Source organism: Streptomyces sp. NPDC096324 (assembly GCF_044763015.1).
Taxonomy (GTDB): domain Bacteria; phylum Actinomycetota; class Actinomycetes; order Streptomycetales; family Streptomycetaceae; genus Streptomyces.
Genome location: NZ_JBIWFK010000001.1, coordinates 311,961 through 328,148, shown reverse-complemented (window position 1 = coordinate 328,148; position 16,188 = coordinate 311,961). Strand labels below are relative to the sequence as shown.

Annotated in this window: 14 protein-coding genes and 1 pseudogene; 9 read left to right on the top strand and 6 right to left on the bottom strand. The window is 72.4% G+C overall.

Going from position 1 to position 16,188, the window contains the following annotated elements:
• Positions 1 to 28: 28 nt before the first annotated feature.
• Positions 29 to 835 carry an ABC transporter ATP-binding protein gene (locus tag ACIQ7M_RS01400; protein WP_355764076.1) on the bottom strand — a complete coding sequence of 269 codons (807 nt, stop codon included), beginning with the start codon at positions 833 to 835 and terminating at the stop codon, positions 29 to 31.
• A 180-nt stretch (positions 836 to 1,015) separates the two neighbouring features.
• On the opposite strand from ACIQ7M_RS01400, the gene ACIQ7M_RS01395 reads away from it, so the two are divergent.
• Positions 1,016 to 2,251: a PucR family transcriptional regulator gene (locus tag ACIQ7M_RS01395; RefSeq protein ID WP_403638571.1), complete on the top strand. Its 1,236-nt coding sequence runs from the start codon at positions 1,016 to 1,018 to the stop codon at positions 2,249 to 2,251.
• A 368-nt stretch (positions 2,252 to 2,619) separates the two neighbouring features.
• Here the strand turns inward: ACIQ7M_RS01395 and ACIQ7M_RS01390 are convergent, their stop codons facing one another.
• Complete coding sequence (locus tag ACIQ7M_RS01390; protein ID WP_403638569.1) at positions 2,620 to 3,771, bottom strand: glycerate kinase; 1,152 nt, start codon at positions 3,769 to 3,771, stop codon at positions 2,620 to 2,622.
• A 134-nt stretch (positions 3,772 to 3,905) separates the two neighbouring features.
• Between ACIQ7M_RS01390 and ACIQ7M_RS01385 the strand changes: the two genes are divergently transcribed.
• Positions 3,906 to 4,979, top strand: a complete 1,074-nt coding sequence (locus tag ACIQ7M_RS01385) for an ADP-ribosylglycohydrolase family protein (RefSeq protein WP_403638568.1) — start codon at positions 3,906 to 3,908, stop codon at positions 4,977 to 4,979.
• A 25-nt stretch (positions 4,980 to 5,004) separates the two neighbouring features.
• Positions 5,005 to 5,496, top strand: a complete 492-nt coding sequence (locus ACIQ7M_RS01380) for an NUDIX domain-containing protein (protein ID WP_403638566.1) — start codon at positions 5,005 to 5,007, stop codon at positions 5,494 to 5,496.
• A 213-nt stretch (positions 5,497 to 5,709) separates the two neighbouring features.
• On the opposite strand, the gene ACIQ7M_RS01375 is transcribed toward ACIQ7M_RS01380, so the two are convergent.
• Entirely contained in the window at positions 5,710 to 5,994 is a 285-nt protein-coding gene (locus ACIQ7M_RS01375) for an SHOCT domain-containing protein (protein ID WP_355775589.1), read from the bottom strand.
• A gap of 226 nt (positions 5,995 to 6,220) precedes the next feature.
• On the opposite strand from ACIQ7M_RS01375, the gene ACIQ7M_RS01370 reads away from it, so the two are divergent.
• Positions 6,221 to 6,655 (top strand): hypothetical protein, encoded by a 435-nt coding sequence (locus tag ACIQ7M_RS01370; RefSeq protein ID WP_355775588.1) that lies wholly within the window; start codon positions 6,221 to 6,223, stop codon positions 6,653 to 6,655.
• Positions 6,656 to 6,882: 227 nt separating this feature from the next.
• On the opposite strand, the gene ACIQ7M_RS01365 is transcribed toward ACIQ7M_RS01370, so the two are convergent.
• Both ACIQ7M_RS01365 and ACIQ7M_RS01360 read right to left on the bottom strand, forming a co-directional pair.
• Positions 6,883 to 7,299 carry a DUF6325 family protein gene (locus ACIQ7M_RS01365; protein WP_355767072.1) on the bottom strand — a complete coding sequence of 139 codons (417 nt, stop codon included), beginning with the start codon at positions 7,297 to 7,299 and terminating at the stop codon, positions 6,883 to 6,885.
• Positions 7,300 to 7,495: 196 nt separating this feature from the next.
• Positions 7,496 to 8,140: a GAP family protein gene (locus ACIQ7M_RS01360; RefSeq protein ID WP_403639223.1), complete on the bottom strand. Its 645-nt coding sequence runs from the start codon at positions 8,138 to 8,140 to the stop codon at positions 7,496 to 7,498.
• A gap of 245 nt (positions 8,141 to 8,385) precedes the next feature.
• On the opposite strand from ACIQ7M_RS01360, the gene ACIQ7M_RS01355 reads away from it, so the two are divergent.
• From ACIQ7M_RS01355 to ACIQ7M_RS01345, 3 genes are all read left to right on the top strand, one after another.
• Positions 8,386 to 8,952, top strand: a complete 567-nt coding sequence (locus tag ACIQ7M_RS01355; RefSeq protein ID WP_403638563.1) for a hypothetical protein — start codon at positions 8,386 to 8,388, stop codon at positions 8,950 to 8,952.
• 165 nt (positions 8,953 to 9,117) lie between these two features.
• Complete coding sequence (locus ACIQ7M_RS01350; protein ID WP_403638561.1) at positions 9,118 to 10,536, top strand: DUF2252 domain-containing protein; 1,419 nt, start codon at positions 9,118 to 9,120, stop codon at positions 10,534 to 10,536.
• Between the two features lie 147 nt (positions 10,537 to 10,683).
• The gene (locus ACIQ7M_RS01345; protein WP_403638559.1) at positions 10,684 to 12,501 is read left to right on the top strand and encodes a glycoside hydrolase family 15 protein; all 1,818 of its coding nucleotides are present in this window, start codon (positions 10,684 to 10,686) and stop codon (positions 12,499 to 12,501) included.
• On the opposite strand, the gene ACIQ7M_RS01340 is transcribed toward ACIQ7M_RS01345, so the two are convergent.
• On the bottom strand, positions 12,452 to 13,756 hold the full coding sequence (locus ACIQ7M_RS01340; protein WP_403639221.1) for a chloride channel protein: 1,305 nt from the start codon (positions 13,754 to 13,756) through the stop codon (positions 12,452 to 12,454). The genes ACIQ7M_RS01345 and ACIQ7M_RS01340 overlap by 50 nt on opposite strands.
• A 194-nt stretch (positions 13,757 to 13,950) precedes the next feature.
• Between ACIQ7M_RS01340 and ACIQ7M_RS01335 the strand changes: the two are divergent.
• Positions 13,951 to 15,822, top strand: a pseudogene (locus ACIQ7M_RS01335) (hypothetical protein); the annotation flags it as partial.
• A gap of 163 nt (positions 15,823 to 15,985) precedes the next feature.
• A complete protein-coding gene (locus ACIQ7M_RS01330; protein WP_403639219.1) occupies positions 15,986 to 16,177 on the top strand; it encodes a hypothetical protein in 192 nt (63 codons plus the stop codon).
• Positions 16,178 to 16,188: the final 11 nt, after the last annotated feature.

The following is a 16,188-nucleotide window of genomic DNA, read 5'->3' as shown; positions in this document are numbered from 1 at the left end:
CGTGTCGTCGTGTTCTTCCACGGTGGGGTCACCCCTTCCAGCGGGACAGGGACGGAAGGCCGTCGGACGGGGCCGCGCCGTCGGCCGCGGCGTCCTCGTCGACCACGCCGAGGTAGCGGCGGCGCACCTCGTCGGAGGCGGCGAGTTCGTCCGCGGGACCGGACAGGGTGACCTCGCCGACCTCCAGGACATGGGCGGTCGAGGCGAGCCGCAGGGCGAGGGCGGCGTTCTGTTCCACGAGCAGGACGGAGGTGCCCTGCTCGTTGATCTCCCGCACGGTGTCGGCGATCCGTGCGGCCATCAACGGGGCGAGACCGAGGGAGGGTTCGTCGAGCAGCAGCACCTTCGGGGCGCCCATGAGGGCCCGGCCGACCGCGAGCATCTGCTGCTCACCGCCGGACAGCAGTCCCGCCCGCTGACCCGCGCGGTCGGCGAGGACGGGGAACAGTTCGTGCACCCGTCGCAGGGCGCGCGCTCTGGCGACGCGGCCCCCGGTGCCGCCGAGGGCTCCGGCGCGCAGATTGTCCGCGACCGTCATGCGGCTGAACACCCTTCGCCCTTCGGGTACTTGGGACACGCCGGCGGCCACGACCCGGTCCGGCGGCAGCCGGTCGAGCGGGCGTCCGCCCAGCGTGACCGTGCCGCCGGTGACCGCGCCCCCGTGGAAGGAGAGGGTCCGGCACACCGCCCGCAGCAGCGTCGACTTGCCCGCGCCGTTGCCGCCGAGAACCGTCACCACGGCCGCCTCGGGCACTTCCAGCGACACATGACGCAGTGCGCGTACGGGGCCGTATCCGACCGACAGATCCCGCACGTGCAGAGCGGAACCGCCCATGGCATCTCCCTTGTCCTCGCTCGGTGTGGCGCTCACCTCAGCACCGGCGGGCACCCCCGTCCACGGGCCGCGGCGGAAACGCGGCGGGAGCCCACCGGTGGCGCCCGTCCGTTGTGCACGCGCACAACACCGCGTGTCAGGGGCCTGTGCGACCCCGGGTCGCGGTGGCATCCTCCGGCCATGGGAGGGCGCAGACCGCGGACCGGTCATGACTGGAAGCTGCTCGCGGAGTCGTGCACGGCTCTGCTGGAACGGCTGCCCGAGCTCGTCGACGAGCACGTCAGGCAGCTCACCGAGTACTCCCCCGTCTACGGACAGGTGCTGCCGTACGACCAGCAGTGGCGGGAGGCGGAGACGGCGATGCGCATCGGCATCAAGGCGATCTCCGCGCCGCGGGACTCACCGCGCCGCGATCTGGAGCACGCCGAGGAGGCGGGCCGCAGACGGGCCCAGCAGGGGCTGCCGCTCGAACTCCTCGTGCACGCCTACCGTGCCGCGGGCTATCTGGTGTGGGACGCGCTGATGGAGAGCGCGGCGAGCCGTGAGCCCGAGCGGCTCGCGGTGCTCATGCGGTGCGCCACGATGGTGTGGTCCGCGGTGGACGCGCAGGCCACGACGGCCTCGGAGTCCTACCTCGCCACGGAACGGGAGCTGCGGCGGCGCACGGACGAGCAGTTGCAGGCCTTGCTCGACGCGCTGCTGGAGGGTCATCAGGCCCCGGGGCTCGCGGCGCGGGCGGCGGCCGGTCTCGATCTGCCCGAGCACGGACCGTACGCCGTCGTGGTGCTGCGGACGGAACGCCACGACGGACGGGACGTCTGCGTCCGGCCGGTGGTGGGCGCGGGGCTGCGGTTCATCTGGCGGATGCGGGCCGACTGCGAGATCGCGGTGGTGGCGCTGGACGCCGGACAGGGCCTGGACGGGGTGGCCCGGCTGCTGGACGGCCGGCGGTCGGGCCCGGGCGGCATCTCTCCCGTGGTGACGGGTCTGGGTGAGCTGGGGCGGGCCCGGCGGTGGGCCGAACTGGCGCTGCGCACCTGTCCGCCGGACGCGACCGGTGTCGTACGCCTCGATCAGCGGATGCCGACGGCGCTCGTCGTGAGCCAGCCGGAGCTGGCGGGCCGCCTGGTGGCGGACGTGTTCGGCACGTTGCTGGAGCTCGAACCCGGGGACCGGGCGGTGCTGATCGAGACGCTGGACATGTGGCTGGCCTGCGAGGGGTCAGCGGGGCGCGCGGCGGGACGGCTGTACTGCCACCGGAACACCGTCTTCAACCGCCTGCGCCGGCTGGAACAGCTCACCTCGCGCTCACTGGCCCGCCCCCGCGACCTGATCGAGATGACGCTGGCCCTGGACGCCTACCGGCTGGCGAGCGCGACGACGGTCGCGGGGGCGGGTCCGGTGCCGGGACGCTGAGCCGAGAACGGCCGGCGCCCCGGCCCGCGGGCCGCGGGCCGCGGGCCTTGGGCCTTGGGGCCGGGGGCCCGTGGCCGAAGGCCGGGAGCCCGTGGCCGAAGGCCGGGGACCGGTGGCCGGGGACCGGGGACCGGTGGCCGGGGACCGGTGGCCGGGGACCGGTGGCCGGGGACCGGTGGCCGGGGACCGGTGGCCGGGGACCGGTGGCCGGGGACCGGTGGCCGGTGGTTGGGGATTGGGGGCCGGTGGTTGGGGGCCGGTCGCCGAAGGCCGGGGGCCGGGGGCCGGGGGCCAGCGGCCGAGGGTTAGGGGCCGGGGGCTGGCGGGCGAGCGGCCCACCAGCCTTCGGCCCGGCGGGCGAGCGGCTCTCAGAGCAGGAAGTCTCGCCCGATGTTCTCCGCCACCCGCTCCAGGATCGGTCCGGCGTCGGAGAGGCACTTCGCGATGTCGGGCTCGGCCTCGGTCAGGGGGTACGCGCGCCGGATGCCGGCCCTGCCGAGCGCCTCGGGGGCGAGCGCGAGGCGCCCGCAGACCGCGACGACCTCCTTGCCCGCCGCCCGGGCGGCCGCCGCGACCCCGGCCGGCGCCTTCCCGTGCAGCGTCTGTTCGTCCAGCGACCCCTCACCGGTGATCACCAGCGTGGCGCGCTCCAGCGCGGGCGCGAAGCCGAGCACGTCGAGCATCACCTCGATGCCGGGCCGGAAGCGGGCGCCGAGGACCAGGGCCCCGTAGCCGACCCCTCCCGCGGCACCGGCGCCGGGCGCGGTCGCGTACCCGGCGGCCTTCGGCCCGATCTCCTTCTCCAGGACGCCGGCGAAATGGGCGAGGGCGGTGTCCAGCACCGCCACGTCGTCGGGACCGGCGCCCTTCTGGGGGCCGTAGACGGCGGGCGCGCCCTTCGGACCGGTCAGCGGGTTGTCCACGTCGCTGGCGAGGACGAGGTCGACGCCGGCGAGCCGGTCGTCGAGGCCGGACAGATCGGCGCTCCGCACGTCGGCCAGCGCGGCGCCGCCCGGAGCCACCGGCTCGCCCTCCGCGTCGAGGAAGCGCGCGCCGAGCGCGGAGAGCATGCCCGCCCCGCCGTCCGTGGTCGCGCTGCCGCCCACCCCGAAGACGACGGTGTCGGCACCCGCGTCGAGCGCGGCGCGCAACAGCTCCCCCGTGCCGCAGGTGGAGGACGAGAGCGGCGCGAAGACGCCCCTGGGCAGCCGCTGGAGCCCGCTCGCCTCGGCCATCTCCACGACCGCGGTCCGTCCGCGCAGCGCGAACGCGGCGGTCACCTCGTCGCCCAGCGGTCCGGCGACGCGCACCTCGCGGCGCTCGAATCCGGCCGCGACCGCGGCGTCGACGGTGCCGTCGCCGCCGTCGGCCACGGGCAGCGACTCGACCCGGGCGTGCGGTGCGACCCTGCGCAGTCCGGCCGTCACCCGCTCCGCGACCTGCACGGCCGTCAGTGATCCCTTGAACTTGTCCGCCGCGATGAGCACACGCGGGGTCCGATCCACAGCGGCGTCCGCCACCTTGCATTCCCCTTGCTTCCGGGCCTTGCACACACCAAGGCAGTCGCGCCGCTGCGACCATAACCGGAGCGGACCCTCGCCGTCATGCCCCCGCCCAGCCTGCGGGACCGCCCGGAATTGGGTAGACCGGAGCCATGACCCCTGTGGGCACCGACCTCGCCGACCGCGTCCTCGGGGGCTGGCTCGGCCGGATCGCGGGCAACATGCTCGGCAAGCCGGTCGAGCAGGGCGACCACTGGACGCGGGACCGGATCGACCGTTATCTGCGGCGGGCCGCGGCCCTGCCCCTGACCGACTATCTCCCCGGTCCCCCCGAGGACGGCGCCGGCGACGGGGGCGAGTTCGAGCTGCGGCCCGAGTGGCGCGCGTGCGTGCGCGGCCGCATCCACGGCAGTTGCCGCGACGACGACGTGGACTACGCGATCCTCGGACTCGACCTGCTGGAGACTTACGGCTTCTCGTTCAGCACCGAGCAGGTCGGTGACCTGTGGCTGACGCGGCTTCCGTATCTCCAGACGTTCACGGCGGAGCGCGCGGCCTACCGCAACCTCGCCCAGGGGCTGAGGCCGCCGGTGACCGCCACGTACGAGAATCCGTACCAGGAATGGATCGGCGCGCTGATCCGCGCCGACGTCTACGGCTGGACGTCCCCGGGGATGCCGCCGCGCGCGGCCTCCCTGGCCCGGCGTGACGCCGTCCTGTCCCACACCGGCAACGGCGTGTACGGCGCGATGTGGGCGGCGGCGCTGATCTCCGCGGCCTTCACCGCCCCCTCCGTCCGGGACGCGCTGGAGACCTCGCTCACCGTGATCCCCGCGAGCAGCCGCCTGTCCCGCGCCGTACGCCGGGTGCTCGCGCTCCACGGGACGCGCATGTCCTGGGAGGACACGCTCACCACCGTGTCCGAGGAGACCGCGGGGATGGGCTGGATCCACACGGTCCCGAACGCGGCCGTGCTGACCGCCGGGCTGCTCTACGGCGACGGCGACTTCACCCGCACCATCACGCTGACGGTCCGCGGCGGCCTGGACACCGACTCGAACGGCGCGACCGCGGGCTCCGTCGCGGGCGTCCTGTGCGGTGCGCGGGCGATTCCGCCGCAGTGGAAGGACCCGCTGGAGGACACCGTCCGCAGCGCGGTGTTCGGCTTCGACGGGGTACGGATCAGCGAGCTCGCGTCACGCACGGTCGCGCTGGTCGAGGCCTGAGCCGGCTTCTCGTTACGCTTCCGGGGTGAGCACTTCGGACTACGCCGCCTATATCGCCGGCCTGCCCCGTGTCCTCGTCGGGGCCGCCGCCCTCTTCCGCGACGCCGAGGGGCGGGTGCTGCTCGTCGAACCGAACTACCGCGACGGCTGGACGCTCCCGGGCGGGACCGTGGAGTCGGACGACGGCGAGAGCCCGCGGCAGGGGGCGCGCCGCGAGACGGCCGAGGAGATCGGGCTCGACGTCGAGCTCGGACGGCTGCTGGCGGTCGACTGGATCCTGGGACCGGAGCGCCCGCCGCTGGTGGCCTATCTGTACGACGGCGGGGTGCTGGACGACCGGGAGCTCAAGTCGATCCGGCTGCAGGAGGACGAGCTGCTGTCCTGGCGGCTGGTACCGCGCGAGGACGTGCCGGGCCATCTGTCGGGCGCCACGGGCCGTCGCGTCCTCACCGCACTCGACGTCCTGGCGGAGGGCTCGGGCACGGCGGAACTGGAGAACGGCCACCGGGTGGGCTGAGCACCACCGCGCGGACCGAGAACGGCGAACGGGCGGGCCGACAGCGGACCGGCAACGGTCACCGGCCGAGCCGCCCAGGGCCCCGACACACCTCGGCGGCCGGGGGCCGGGCCCCCGGCCGTCGGCCGGTGTTCACGAAACCGGTCCCAGCCGGGGTTCCTCGCCGGGGTTCGTCAGGGGTCCTCGACGAGGGGCCTCGACCGGGCGTACGGGTCAGCCGAGGATCCGGGCCTTCTGCGCCTCGAACTCGGCGTCGGTCAGCACGCCCTGGGCCTTGAGGTCGCCCAGTTGCTTGAGCTGATCGATCTTGCTGGTCATCTCGTCGCCCGGCGCGGCGGGCGGAGGCGGCGGGGCCTGCTGCTCCTGGTACTGGTACTGCTGCTGTGCTTCCTGCTGCGCCCATCGTCCCTGCTGACGACGTGACACACGGTTGGAGACGGCGGTGGCCGTACCGGCCACCACGGCGGTGCGGGCGACCCCGCGGAGGAGACCTGGCACGGTGGTTTCCTTTCCGGCACACGGCATATGGAACGCGCGCCGAATTCCTCTCGGCGCACCGGGCAGAACCATTGGAGCACCGAACCCGTTTCCCCGCACGTCGATCTCGTCGCCGCCGGGAGCGCTTTTCGATGATCTGCCGGTCCGTCATTCCCGTGGCAAGCTGAAAAGTGGGCCACCGACCGTCGCCCGGTCAGTGGCGAGGTCTACGCGGGAGGAGCTCGCAATGGCTACGACGGGTACGCATCACCGACAGGAGACCGCCGGGGGTTCCGGGGCGTGGGTGTCCGGCTGGACCGCCTTCGCCGGAGTCATGATGATCTTCGGAGGGGCGATGGCGATATTCCAGGGCATCGCCGCCATCGCCCAGGACGACGTGTTCGTCACCACCGGCAACTACGTCTACACCTTCAACCTCACGAGCTGGGGATGGATCCACCTCACCCTCGGCGTCCTGGTCGTCCTCGCCGGCGTCGCCGTGTTCCGCGGCATGCTGTGGGCCCGGGTCGTCGGCATCACGCTCGCGGGACTGGCCATGGTCGCCAACTTCATGTGGCTGCCGTACTCGCCGGTGTGGGCCAGCGTGCTGATCGCCATCGACGCCTTCGTCATCTGGGCGCTGTGCGTCGGATCCGGCCGGGACGCCGCCCGTACCGCGTAGCCGCGCACGACCTCCCCGGAATCTCCGGCCGTCGGGGGGGGGCGGCCGGGGGGGGGGGGCGGGCGGCCGGCGGGGCGGCGGGGGTGGCGGGGGCGGGGGGCGGGGTGGCGGGGGGGGCCGCCGCCGCGCCCCCGGGCCCGCCCCCCCCCCCCGGGCACGCCGGGCGGGGGGCCCCCCCCCCCGGGGGGGGGGGGCCCCCCGACGGCCGTTCGGCGCGAGGTCCGGCCTCAGGCGTCCGTCTCTTCGAGCGCGGCCAGCACGGCCGGCACCGGAATGCGTCCGGAGGCGACGAGCTGGGCGCCGCCGCGGCGCAGCGCGGCGGCGAAGGGCGCCGCCCACAGGTTCTCGTAGACGAGGATTCCGGCGGAGTTCCCGGGCTCCAGCGCCTTCCCGGCCTCCGCGATGTCGTCCTCGCCGAGCAGACCGGAGGACACGCCCTCGAACACGGCGAGGTCGAGGGCTCCGTCGCCGTCGAAGTCGGCGACCTCCATGCCGACCACGGACCCGTCCTCGTCCTTTCTCACGAACAGAAGGTCGAGAATCCGAATGACGCCGCGGTCGACCAGATCGACCAGGATCGGAAGTCCCTCACCGGTCATTCGGTTACCGGGAAACTCCACGACGATATAGTCGATCGGTCCCATCTCGACGAATTCATCTTCGCTCACGGCTTCACCCCTGCGTGGTCATGGTTTTGCCCTGCCCCTGGTCCATGCCATTGCAGCACCGGTCGGAAGCGGCCGCATTTCGGTACGGCGCCTCCGCGAGCCGCCGGTGAGGGAGCCGTTCGAGTGATTCGGGTGGTCGGGTGGTTCGGGTTCGGGGTCCGGTCCGGGTGGTTCACGCGGTGAGCTGGTAGATGCTCTTGCCGACCAGCCACAGTCCCAGGAACAGGAACAGCGACACCAGCGCCTGGTCCTGGTGCCGCTCCATCCAGGCACGCAGCTTCCCGAGCCGGATGCGGGCCGACCGCGGGGAGAACGTCGCGTAGAGCTCCATCGCCAGGATGCTGGAACTGGCCAGCAGGACGTAGCCCATCAGGGCCGCGTACGACGCGGCGTGGTTGAGGTTCGCGTCCACGACGGTGGAGGCTCCGGCCGCGATCATGCCCCACGGCTGGAGCAGCAGCGCCAGGCCGGCCGCCGTCCAGGCGGAGATGTGTTCGATCCGGGACATGAAACCGGAGGACTTCGGCCGCTTGCCGAGGTTGCGCCGTCTGCGTTCCGCGTAGAGCACGAGTCCGACGCCGATGGCCAGTTTGACGGCCAGCGCCGCCGTGGAGGGCGCCGAGTGGGGGGCCGGTGGCTCGCCGCCGGTCATGAGGAGTACGGCGGCGATGATCGCGACGAAGGAGGCCAGCCAGGTCAGGATGAAGGCGAGGCCCTTCCAGATTCCCCTGTCCGCGGAGAGCACCAGCACGAATCCGGTGACCGGCAGGGGGTCGAGCGCGATCGCCAGAGCGATGAGAAGCAGGTCAAGGACCATCACGGCCCCCGCGTGGTCTCGCGCGGCCGAGCGCCGCGGTGTCGCGCATGCCCCCATCGTCACCTCCCCCACGCGCGTCCACAAATCCGATGCCCCGCCCGGCACATCGAAGCCCGGCACCTCCCCGTACGACCGGACGGCACCCTCCCCGTACGGCCCAACGCCGCCCGTGCCGCGGGGCTCGCGGCCTGGGCGGACGGCACATCCTCGGCATCACCGGCGCCGCGGAACAGGGACTGAAGAAGGTGGCCGGGGCGAGCTCCGCGAGCCTGCGCCAGAGCGTCGGGGTGGTCAGCCTGTTGATGGTGCTGCTCTCCGCCACCGCGTGCAGCAGGGCGATGCAGCGGCTGTGCCGGCGCGCCTGGCGGCTGCCGGGCGCGAGCGCGCGCCTCGCCGTCTGGCGCCGGTTCGTGTGGATCGTGACCATGCTCGTCGTCATCGCGTTGCAGGGACCGCTGCGCACCGGATTCGGTGTGGGCTCCTGGCCAGGTATCCCGTTGCTCCTGGTCACCGAGGTCGGTGTCTGGTGGTGGACCCAGCATCTGCTGCTCGCGGGCCGCGTCCCCTGGCCGCCGCTGCTGCCCGGGGCGATCCTGACCGGGGTGGCCCTCACCGGGCTGTCGGTGGTCGCCAAGCTGTACGTGCCCAAGGCGCTCAACCACAGCCTGGAGCGCCACGGATCGCTGGGCGCGGTCTTCACCGTGCTGTCCTGGCTGATCGGACTGTGCGTCGTCATCCCCGCGGGCATCACCGTCAGCGCCGTCATCGCCCGGGAACCCGCGATGGCCCGCCGGCTGGGCTCGCCCGATTAGCTCAACTCGCCGGACAAATCGCCCAGAGTTACCTTGGTGATCCGGGCCGGACGCCCCTCCACGGGCGGGCCCGACCACGATCCGAGGACGGTGACCGGCGGAGTCGACCGCCGGGCGCCAACCGGCGCCAGCCGCCTCGGCGACCACATCGCGGGAGCGTCCCCCATGACCCCCAAGCATCCGGCCGCCAGCCGTCATCCGCACCACACCCCGGCGGAGCGTGCCGCGCTCGGCAAGGCCGCCCGGTCCGCCGTGCCGCGCTCCAGCCATGCCGACTTCGCCCCCTCGCCGAAGCGGCCCGACCCGGTGGACATCGTGGAGGCGCAGTCCGCGACCCGGGTGCCCGAGCTCGTACCGATCCGCTACGGCAGGATGACCGAGTCGCCGTTCCGTTTCTACCGCGGGGCCGCCGCCATCATGGCCGCGGACCTCGCCGGCACCCCCCGGTCCGGGATCCGGGCGCAACTGTGCGGTGACGCGCACATGTTGAACTTCCGGCTGCTGGCCTCGCCGGAGCGCCGCATGATGTTCGACATCAACGACTTCGACGAGACGCTGCCCGGCCCCTGGGAGTGGGACGTCAAGCGGCTGTCCGCGAGCTTCGTCATCGCCGGGCGGGCGAACGGCTACAGCGCGAAGGAGCGTGCCGGCATCGTCCGTACGACGGTGCGGTCGTACCGCGAGTGGATGAGACGTTTCGCCGGGCTGGGCAATCTGCCTGTCTGGTACACGCATTTCGACGAGGACTGGGTGCGGACCCACATCGCGGGAGAGCTGGGCTCGTGGGCCCGCGACCGCTGGAAGAAGACGACCGACAAGGCGCGCAGCCGGGACAGCCTCCAGGCGTTCAACAAGCTCACGCACGTGGTCGACGGCAACACCCTGATCGCCGCGGATCCCCCGCTCGTCGTGCCGCTGCATGACCTGCTTCCCGACCTCGAACGCGGTGCTCTGGAGAAGCAGCTCCGCCGGCTGATCGGGAGCTACGGGCGGAGTCTGAACTCGGACCGGCGGTTCCTGCTGGAGCATTTCCGGTTCGCCGACGCCGCCCGCAAGGTGGTCGGGGTCGGCAGTGTGGGCACCCGCTGCTGGATCATCCTCATGCTCGGCCGGGACGACTCGGATCCGCTGCTGCTGCAGGCCAAGGAGGCGGACGAGTCGGTGCTGGCGCCCTACGCCGGCGCGAGCGAGTACCGGACCCAGGGCGAGCGCGTGGTCGCCGGCCAGCGGCTCATGCAGGCCACCAGCGACATCTTCCTGGGCTGGGAGCGGGCCGAGGGCATCGACGGCCGCCGACGGGACTTCTACGTACGGCAGTTGCGGGACTGGAAGGGCATCGCGGAACCCGAGCTGATGGTGCCGGCGGGCATGCGGGCCTTCGGCGAGCTGTGCGGTGCCACGCTGGCCCGCGCGCACGCGAGGTCGGGCGACCGGATCGCCATCGCCTCCTATCTGGGCGGGGGCGACGTCTTCGACCGCGCGCTCGTCCCGTTCGCCGAGGCGTACGCGGACCAGAACGAGAAGGACCACCGGGCACTCGTCGACGCCGTCCGTTCGGGGCGCGTCAAGGCCGAAGCGGCCTGACCCCGGGCGCAGCTCCTCCCGCCACACCACGCCCTGCCCGACCCGCCCGGCCCTCGTCCTTTCCGGTTCTTCCGGTTCTTCAGGCCCCTCCGGCCCCTCCGGCCCCTCCGGCCCCTCCGGCCTTTCCGGCCCGACAAGGAGACCCGCATGGATCGCTATCCGCCCATCGCCGAGCACGGCCTGGTCGGGGACCTGCAGACAGCGGCCCTGGTGTCGTCCCAGGGAGTGATCGACTGGTTCGCGGCACCGCGCTTCGACTCCCCCAGCGTCTTCGCCTCGCTGCTCGACCACGACGGCGGCGGATACTTCCGTCTGGCCCCCGAACACCCCGAGGGCACCTGGAAGCAGCTCTACTACCCGGACACCGCCGTCGTGGTGACCCGGTTCATGTCCCCGGACGGCGTGGGCGAAGTCCTCGATCACATGCCGGTCCTCCCGGGCCCGACGCCGAGCGACCGGCACAGTCTGGTGCGCATCGTCCGCTCGGTGCGCGGCACCGTGCGCTTCGGTCTGGAGTGCCGGCCGCGGTTCGACTACGCGCGGGCGAGCCACGAACTCGACATCACCCCCCGTACGGCGGCGTTCAGGTCCCCGGTGGCGACCGCGTACCTCCAGGGCAACATCCCGCTCGAACGCGACGGCGACGACGTCCGGGGCGGCATCACCCTGCGGAACGGCGAGGCGGCCGCCGTCGTGTTCACGGTGTGCGGGCCGGGCGGCGAGGCCCCGCCGCCGCCCACCCTCGACGGACTCACCGAGGAACTCTGGAGCAACGTCGACTTCTGGCAGAAGTGGGTCCGCACCTCGAACTACCGAGGCCGCTGGACGGAGATGGTTCACCGCTCCGCGATCACCCTCAAGCTCCTGACGTACGCCCCGACCGGAGCGCCGGTCGCCGCCGCCACCATGGGACTGCCCGAGCAGATCGGCGGTGAGCGCAACTGGGACTACCGGTACACGTGGGTGCGGGACGGCTCACTGTCGGTGCGGGCCCTGCTCGACCTCGGTTTCGTGGAGGAGGCGACCCACTTCACGCGCTGGCTGGGCCAGCGCCTCCAGGAGCGTGAGGGACCGGAGGACGAGCCCCTTCAGATCATGTACCGGGTCGACGGCGACCCGCATCTGGCGGAGGAGATCCTGGAGCACTTCGAGGGCTACCGTGGGTCGTATCCCGTACGCGCCGGGAACGGGGCCGCCGGCCAGTTGCAGCTCGACATCTACGGCGAGGCCCTCTACGCGCTGGCCGAGGACCGCGCGGTGGGTGAACAGGGCGGCTACCACGGCTGGAAGGCGCTGAGCGGCATCCTCGACTGGCTCGCGGACTCGTGGGACCGCCCGGACGAGGGCATCTGGGAGACCCGGGGCGGGCGCAAGGACTTCACCTACAGCCGCGTCATGTGCTGGGCCGCCTTCGACCGGGGTCTGAAGCTGGCCGCGGACTTCAGCAGACCGGCCGACACGGCCCGCTGGACGAAGGCGCGGGACGACATCTTCGAACAGGTCATGGCGCGCGGCTGGGACGACACGGGTCAGGCGATGGTCCAGCACTACGGCGGTGACGTCCTGGACGCCTCCCTGCTGCTGGCGCCCCGCGTCGGCTTCGTCTTCGCGCGGAGCCCCGGCTGGCTGCGCACCCTGGACGCGATGGAGCGCGTCCTCGTCTCCGACAGCCTCGTCTACCGCTACGACCCCGAGGCCTCCCCGGACGGACTGCGCGGCTCGGAGGGGACGTTCAGCCTCTGCACCTTCCTGTACGTCGACGCGCTCGCCCGCGCGGGACGGCTCCCCCAGGCCCGCTACACCTTCGAGAAGATGCAGACGTACGCCAACCATGTCGGCCTGTTCGCGGAGGAGATCGGCCCGAGCGGGGAGCAACTGGGCAACTTCCCGCAGGCGTTCACCCATCTCTCCCTCATCATGGCCGCGACGACGCTGGACGAGGCGCTCGACGGGCCGCGGCCCTGAACGGCGGGATGTCCGGGCCCTGCGGAAGCAGTTCCACGGTCACGAAGGACACGACGGCGGCGAGCACGATCACCGGCACCGTTCCCGAGTTGCCCACGAGGAGCACGACCAGCACGACACAGCTCACCGGCAGCCTGAGCGCGGCGGCGGACGCGGCGGCCATGCCCGACGCCATCGCCGCCGCCACGCCGAACCCCGGGAGCGGGGCCAGCAGGGCGCCCGTCGCACCGCCGAGGAGCAGCGCGGGAAACACCGGCCCCCCCCTGAGGGTGCCCAGACACAGCGCGTACGCGGCGGACTTGAGCAGCACGACGGCCACGAGGCTGCCGACCGACCACGCGTGCGGGTGGGCGGCGAGCTGGGAGAGGGTGGTCTGACCGGACAGGGCCACCTCGGCCGGTGAACGCCCGGTGAGGGCCGCGTAGAGCGCCGCGCAGCCGCCGGCGCCGAGCGCGCACAGCACCGTGGTCCGCATCGTGTGAGCGGACACGGCACGGGCCGCGTAGCGGCCGCCCACGATGATCCAGTGGACGCCGAACCCGATGACGACCGCCATGAGCACCGACCAGACCACGTCCCCGGTGTGCAGGGTCGAGGGCGCGGGGATCCCGATCCTGAGGCTGCCGGTCTGGAGTCCGGTCCAGCTGCCGAACCCGGTGAACACGATGGCGCCGACTCCGCTGGCCAGCAGCGCGGGCAGCATCACCGCGAACAGCTGCGGTCCGCCCACACCGGCGACCTCCATGAGCAGCACGGCGGCGACCAGGGGGCTGCCGAAGATCGCCGAGATGGCCGCGGCGGCGCCCGCGGCACCGAGCAGCGCCGTGCCCGCCGGGGTCGCGGGAGCCCGTACGAGATCCCGGAACAGCAGCGCGAGACCTCCGCCGAGGGCGATCAGCGGCGACTCGGGGCCGAGCACGGCTCCCAGCGGAAGGCTGGCCAGCGCGGCGAGCGCGACGCCCGGCAGAGCGGATGTGGACGTCCCGCCGGCGTGCAGGCCCGAAGCCGGGATGTGTCCGCCCCGGCCCGGGAACCACAGCACGATCAGGCCCACCAGCACCCCGGCCAGCAGCATCGGGGGAAGCGGCCACCACCACGGCGGGTCCGACCACCCTAGATCGTGCGGCCACTGCTCCCACATCAGATGTTCCAGCTCGTGGAGGAGCACCAGGAACCAGAACGCTGCGAGCGAGACCGGGACGCCGATCACGGCGCAGAACACCAGCGCCCGCCGGTAGGCGGGCTGGACCAGCATGTTCCTGAGCTGCTCGGCCTCCATGGGCTGGTTGTCCGGCGGGGACTCGGCCTCGCCGGACCGCTCCCCCGGAGCGGGCCCGGTCTCCTCGGACTTCGGCTCGGTGATGGGTCTTCTCCTACGTGCGTTCGGCGGGGTGCTGTTGTGGGACGACTGGGTGACGGCCGGCACCGCGAGCAGCCGCACCGAGGCCCGTGCCGTGGCCGTCCCTCGCCCATGCCGTCGCCCTGGCTTTGGCCCTGCCCCTGGGACTCTGCCGTCGGGGCGCGAGCGTACCCACGGGATCCGCCGTTCCTGCGTGGCCCGCGCACCGGGCTCCGGAAACCCTCCGGGTGGACGCGCGATCTCCACCCTCATGGCGCAACCCGCGCTGCCCGGCACCAGGGTCCCGCTCCCCGCCGACCGGTCCGTCGCCCGGCCAACACCCCTTCCGCACGGCCCACTTCACCTCACCTACCGAAGGTGGGCCCGGACCGTCGCCGTGCGCCAGGGCGTCAGTTCCGGAATCCCGTCCATCTCGTACAAGCCTTCGGATTCACCGGGAGCACGGGTCGAGGACTGAGTACGACGATCTGGGTCATCCGGTGGCCGTGTCGCTGCCAGGTGGCGCGGTGTGGCGCCAGGAGTACGACCGGCGAGGCAACCGCACTGCGGTGACAGACGCATCCGGAGCCGTCACGCGATTCTCGTACGACGGCCACGGACGTCTGACCGGACTCACCGATGCCCTGGGCGCCGCCACGCGCATGCGGTGCGACGCGGCGGGGCTCCCGCTGACCGTGACGGACCGGGCCGGCGCCGTCACTCGCTACGAACGGAACTCCTTCGGGCGTGTGGTCACCATGGTCGACGCGGTCGGCGCGACGACACGGCTCGAGTGGACGGTCGAGGGGCGGCCTCTGAGGCGTACCGCGGCGGACGGTGCCGTCGAGACGTGGACGTACGACGGCGAGGGCAACTGCGTCGAACACACGGATCCGATCGGCTCGGTCACGTCGTTCGAGTACACGCACTTCGACCTCGTCGCCGCGCGTACCGGCCCCGACGGCGTCCGGCACGAGTTCGTCCACGACAGCGAGCTACGCCTCACACGAGTAATCAACTCGACCGGTCTCGAATGGAGTTATCGCTACGACTCCGTGGGCCACCTCGTCGCGGAGATCGACTTCGACGACCGCACCCGCACCTACACCCATGACGCCGCGGGCCGGCTCCTGAGCCGAAGCAATGCTCTCGGCGAGACCGTGCGCTATGAACGCGACCCGCTCGGCCAGATGACAAGCAAGGACACCGAAGGCCGGCTCACGACCTTCACCTACGCGCCATCCGGTCGGCTCGTCGGCGCGACGGGACCGGGCACCACGCTCGCGCTGGAACTCGACGAAGGCGGCAAACGCCTGTCGGAGACGGTGAACGGCCGCTCTCTGCGATACGCGTACGACGCTCTGGGCCGCCGTACCCTCCGCACCACGCCATCGGGCGCCACCAGCGCATGGACATACGACGTGGGCGGACGGCCGGCCGAACTCACCGTTTCCGGGCACGCGATCGGCTTCGAGCGTGACGGGGTCGGCCGTGAGACTGCTTACCGGTTCGGCGACGCGCTCGCCCTGGCGCAGACGTTCGACACCGTCGGCCGGCTCACCGAGCAGAGCCTGGTCGGCGAAGCGGGTGTGATCCAGCATCGCGCCTTCTCGTACCGCCCGGACGGCGCACTGGCCCGGATCGAGGGCTCGCAAGGCACCCGGAACATCGACCTCGACTCCGCGGGACGCGTGACCGCGGTCCGCGCCGAGAACTGGACGGAACGGTACGCCTACGACGACGCCGGTAACCAGACGTTCGCCGACTGGCCTGCAACTCACCCTCACCATGACGCCACGGGACCTCGCGTGTACGCAGGCAGCCGCATCCTGCGCGCCGGCAGCGTCCGCTTCGAACACGATGCGGCAGGCCGTATCGTGCTGCGCCAGAAGTCCCGCCTCTCCCGTAAACCGGATACCTGGCGTTACACCTGGGACGCAGAGGATCGCCTGACCTCCGTCGTCACCCCCGACGGCACCCGGTGGCGCTACCGGTACGACCCGTTGGGGCGGCGCGTCGCCAAGCAGCGCCTGGCCCCCGCCGAAGAGCGCGTCCTGGAGGAAATCACCTTCACCTGGGACGGACACACGCTCTGCGAATCCTGCGGAATGGCGAGAGAAGGGCTTCAACGCCTTCGAGTTCCACCTGGTCTTCGCGGGGGTGACGGGACTTCGGGTCACCGGATGGGACGCCACCGCCGCAGGAAGTATCGACATGACCGTGCGGGCGGAGGTCTTCGAGGTGACCCTCGGTTCACGCCAGTCGGGAATCACCTTTCACGCTTCCACGGCCCGGATGGCCAGAAGACGCGCGTATCTCGCCTCGGGCAGTGCCTGAACCCGCCGGAG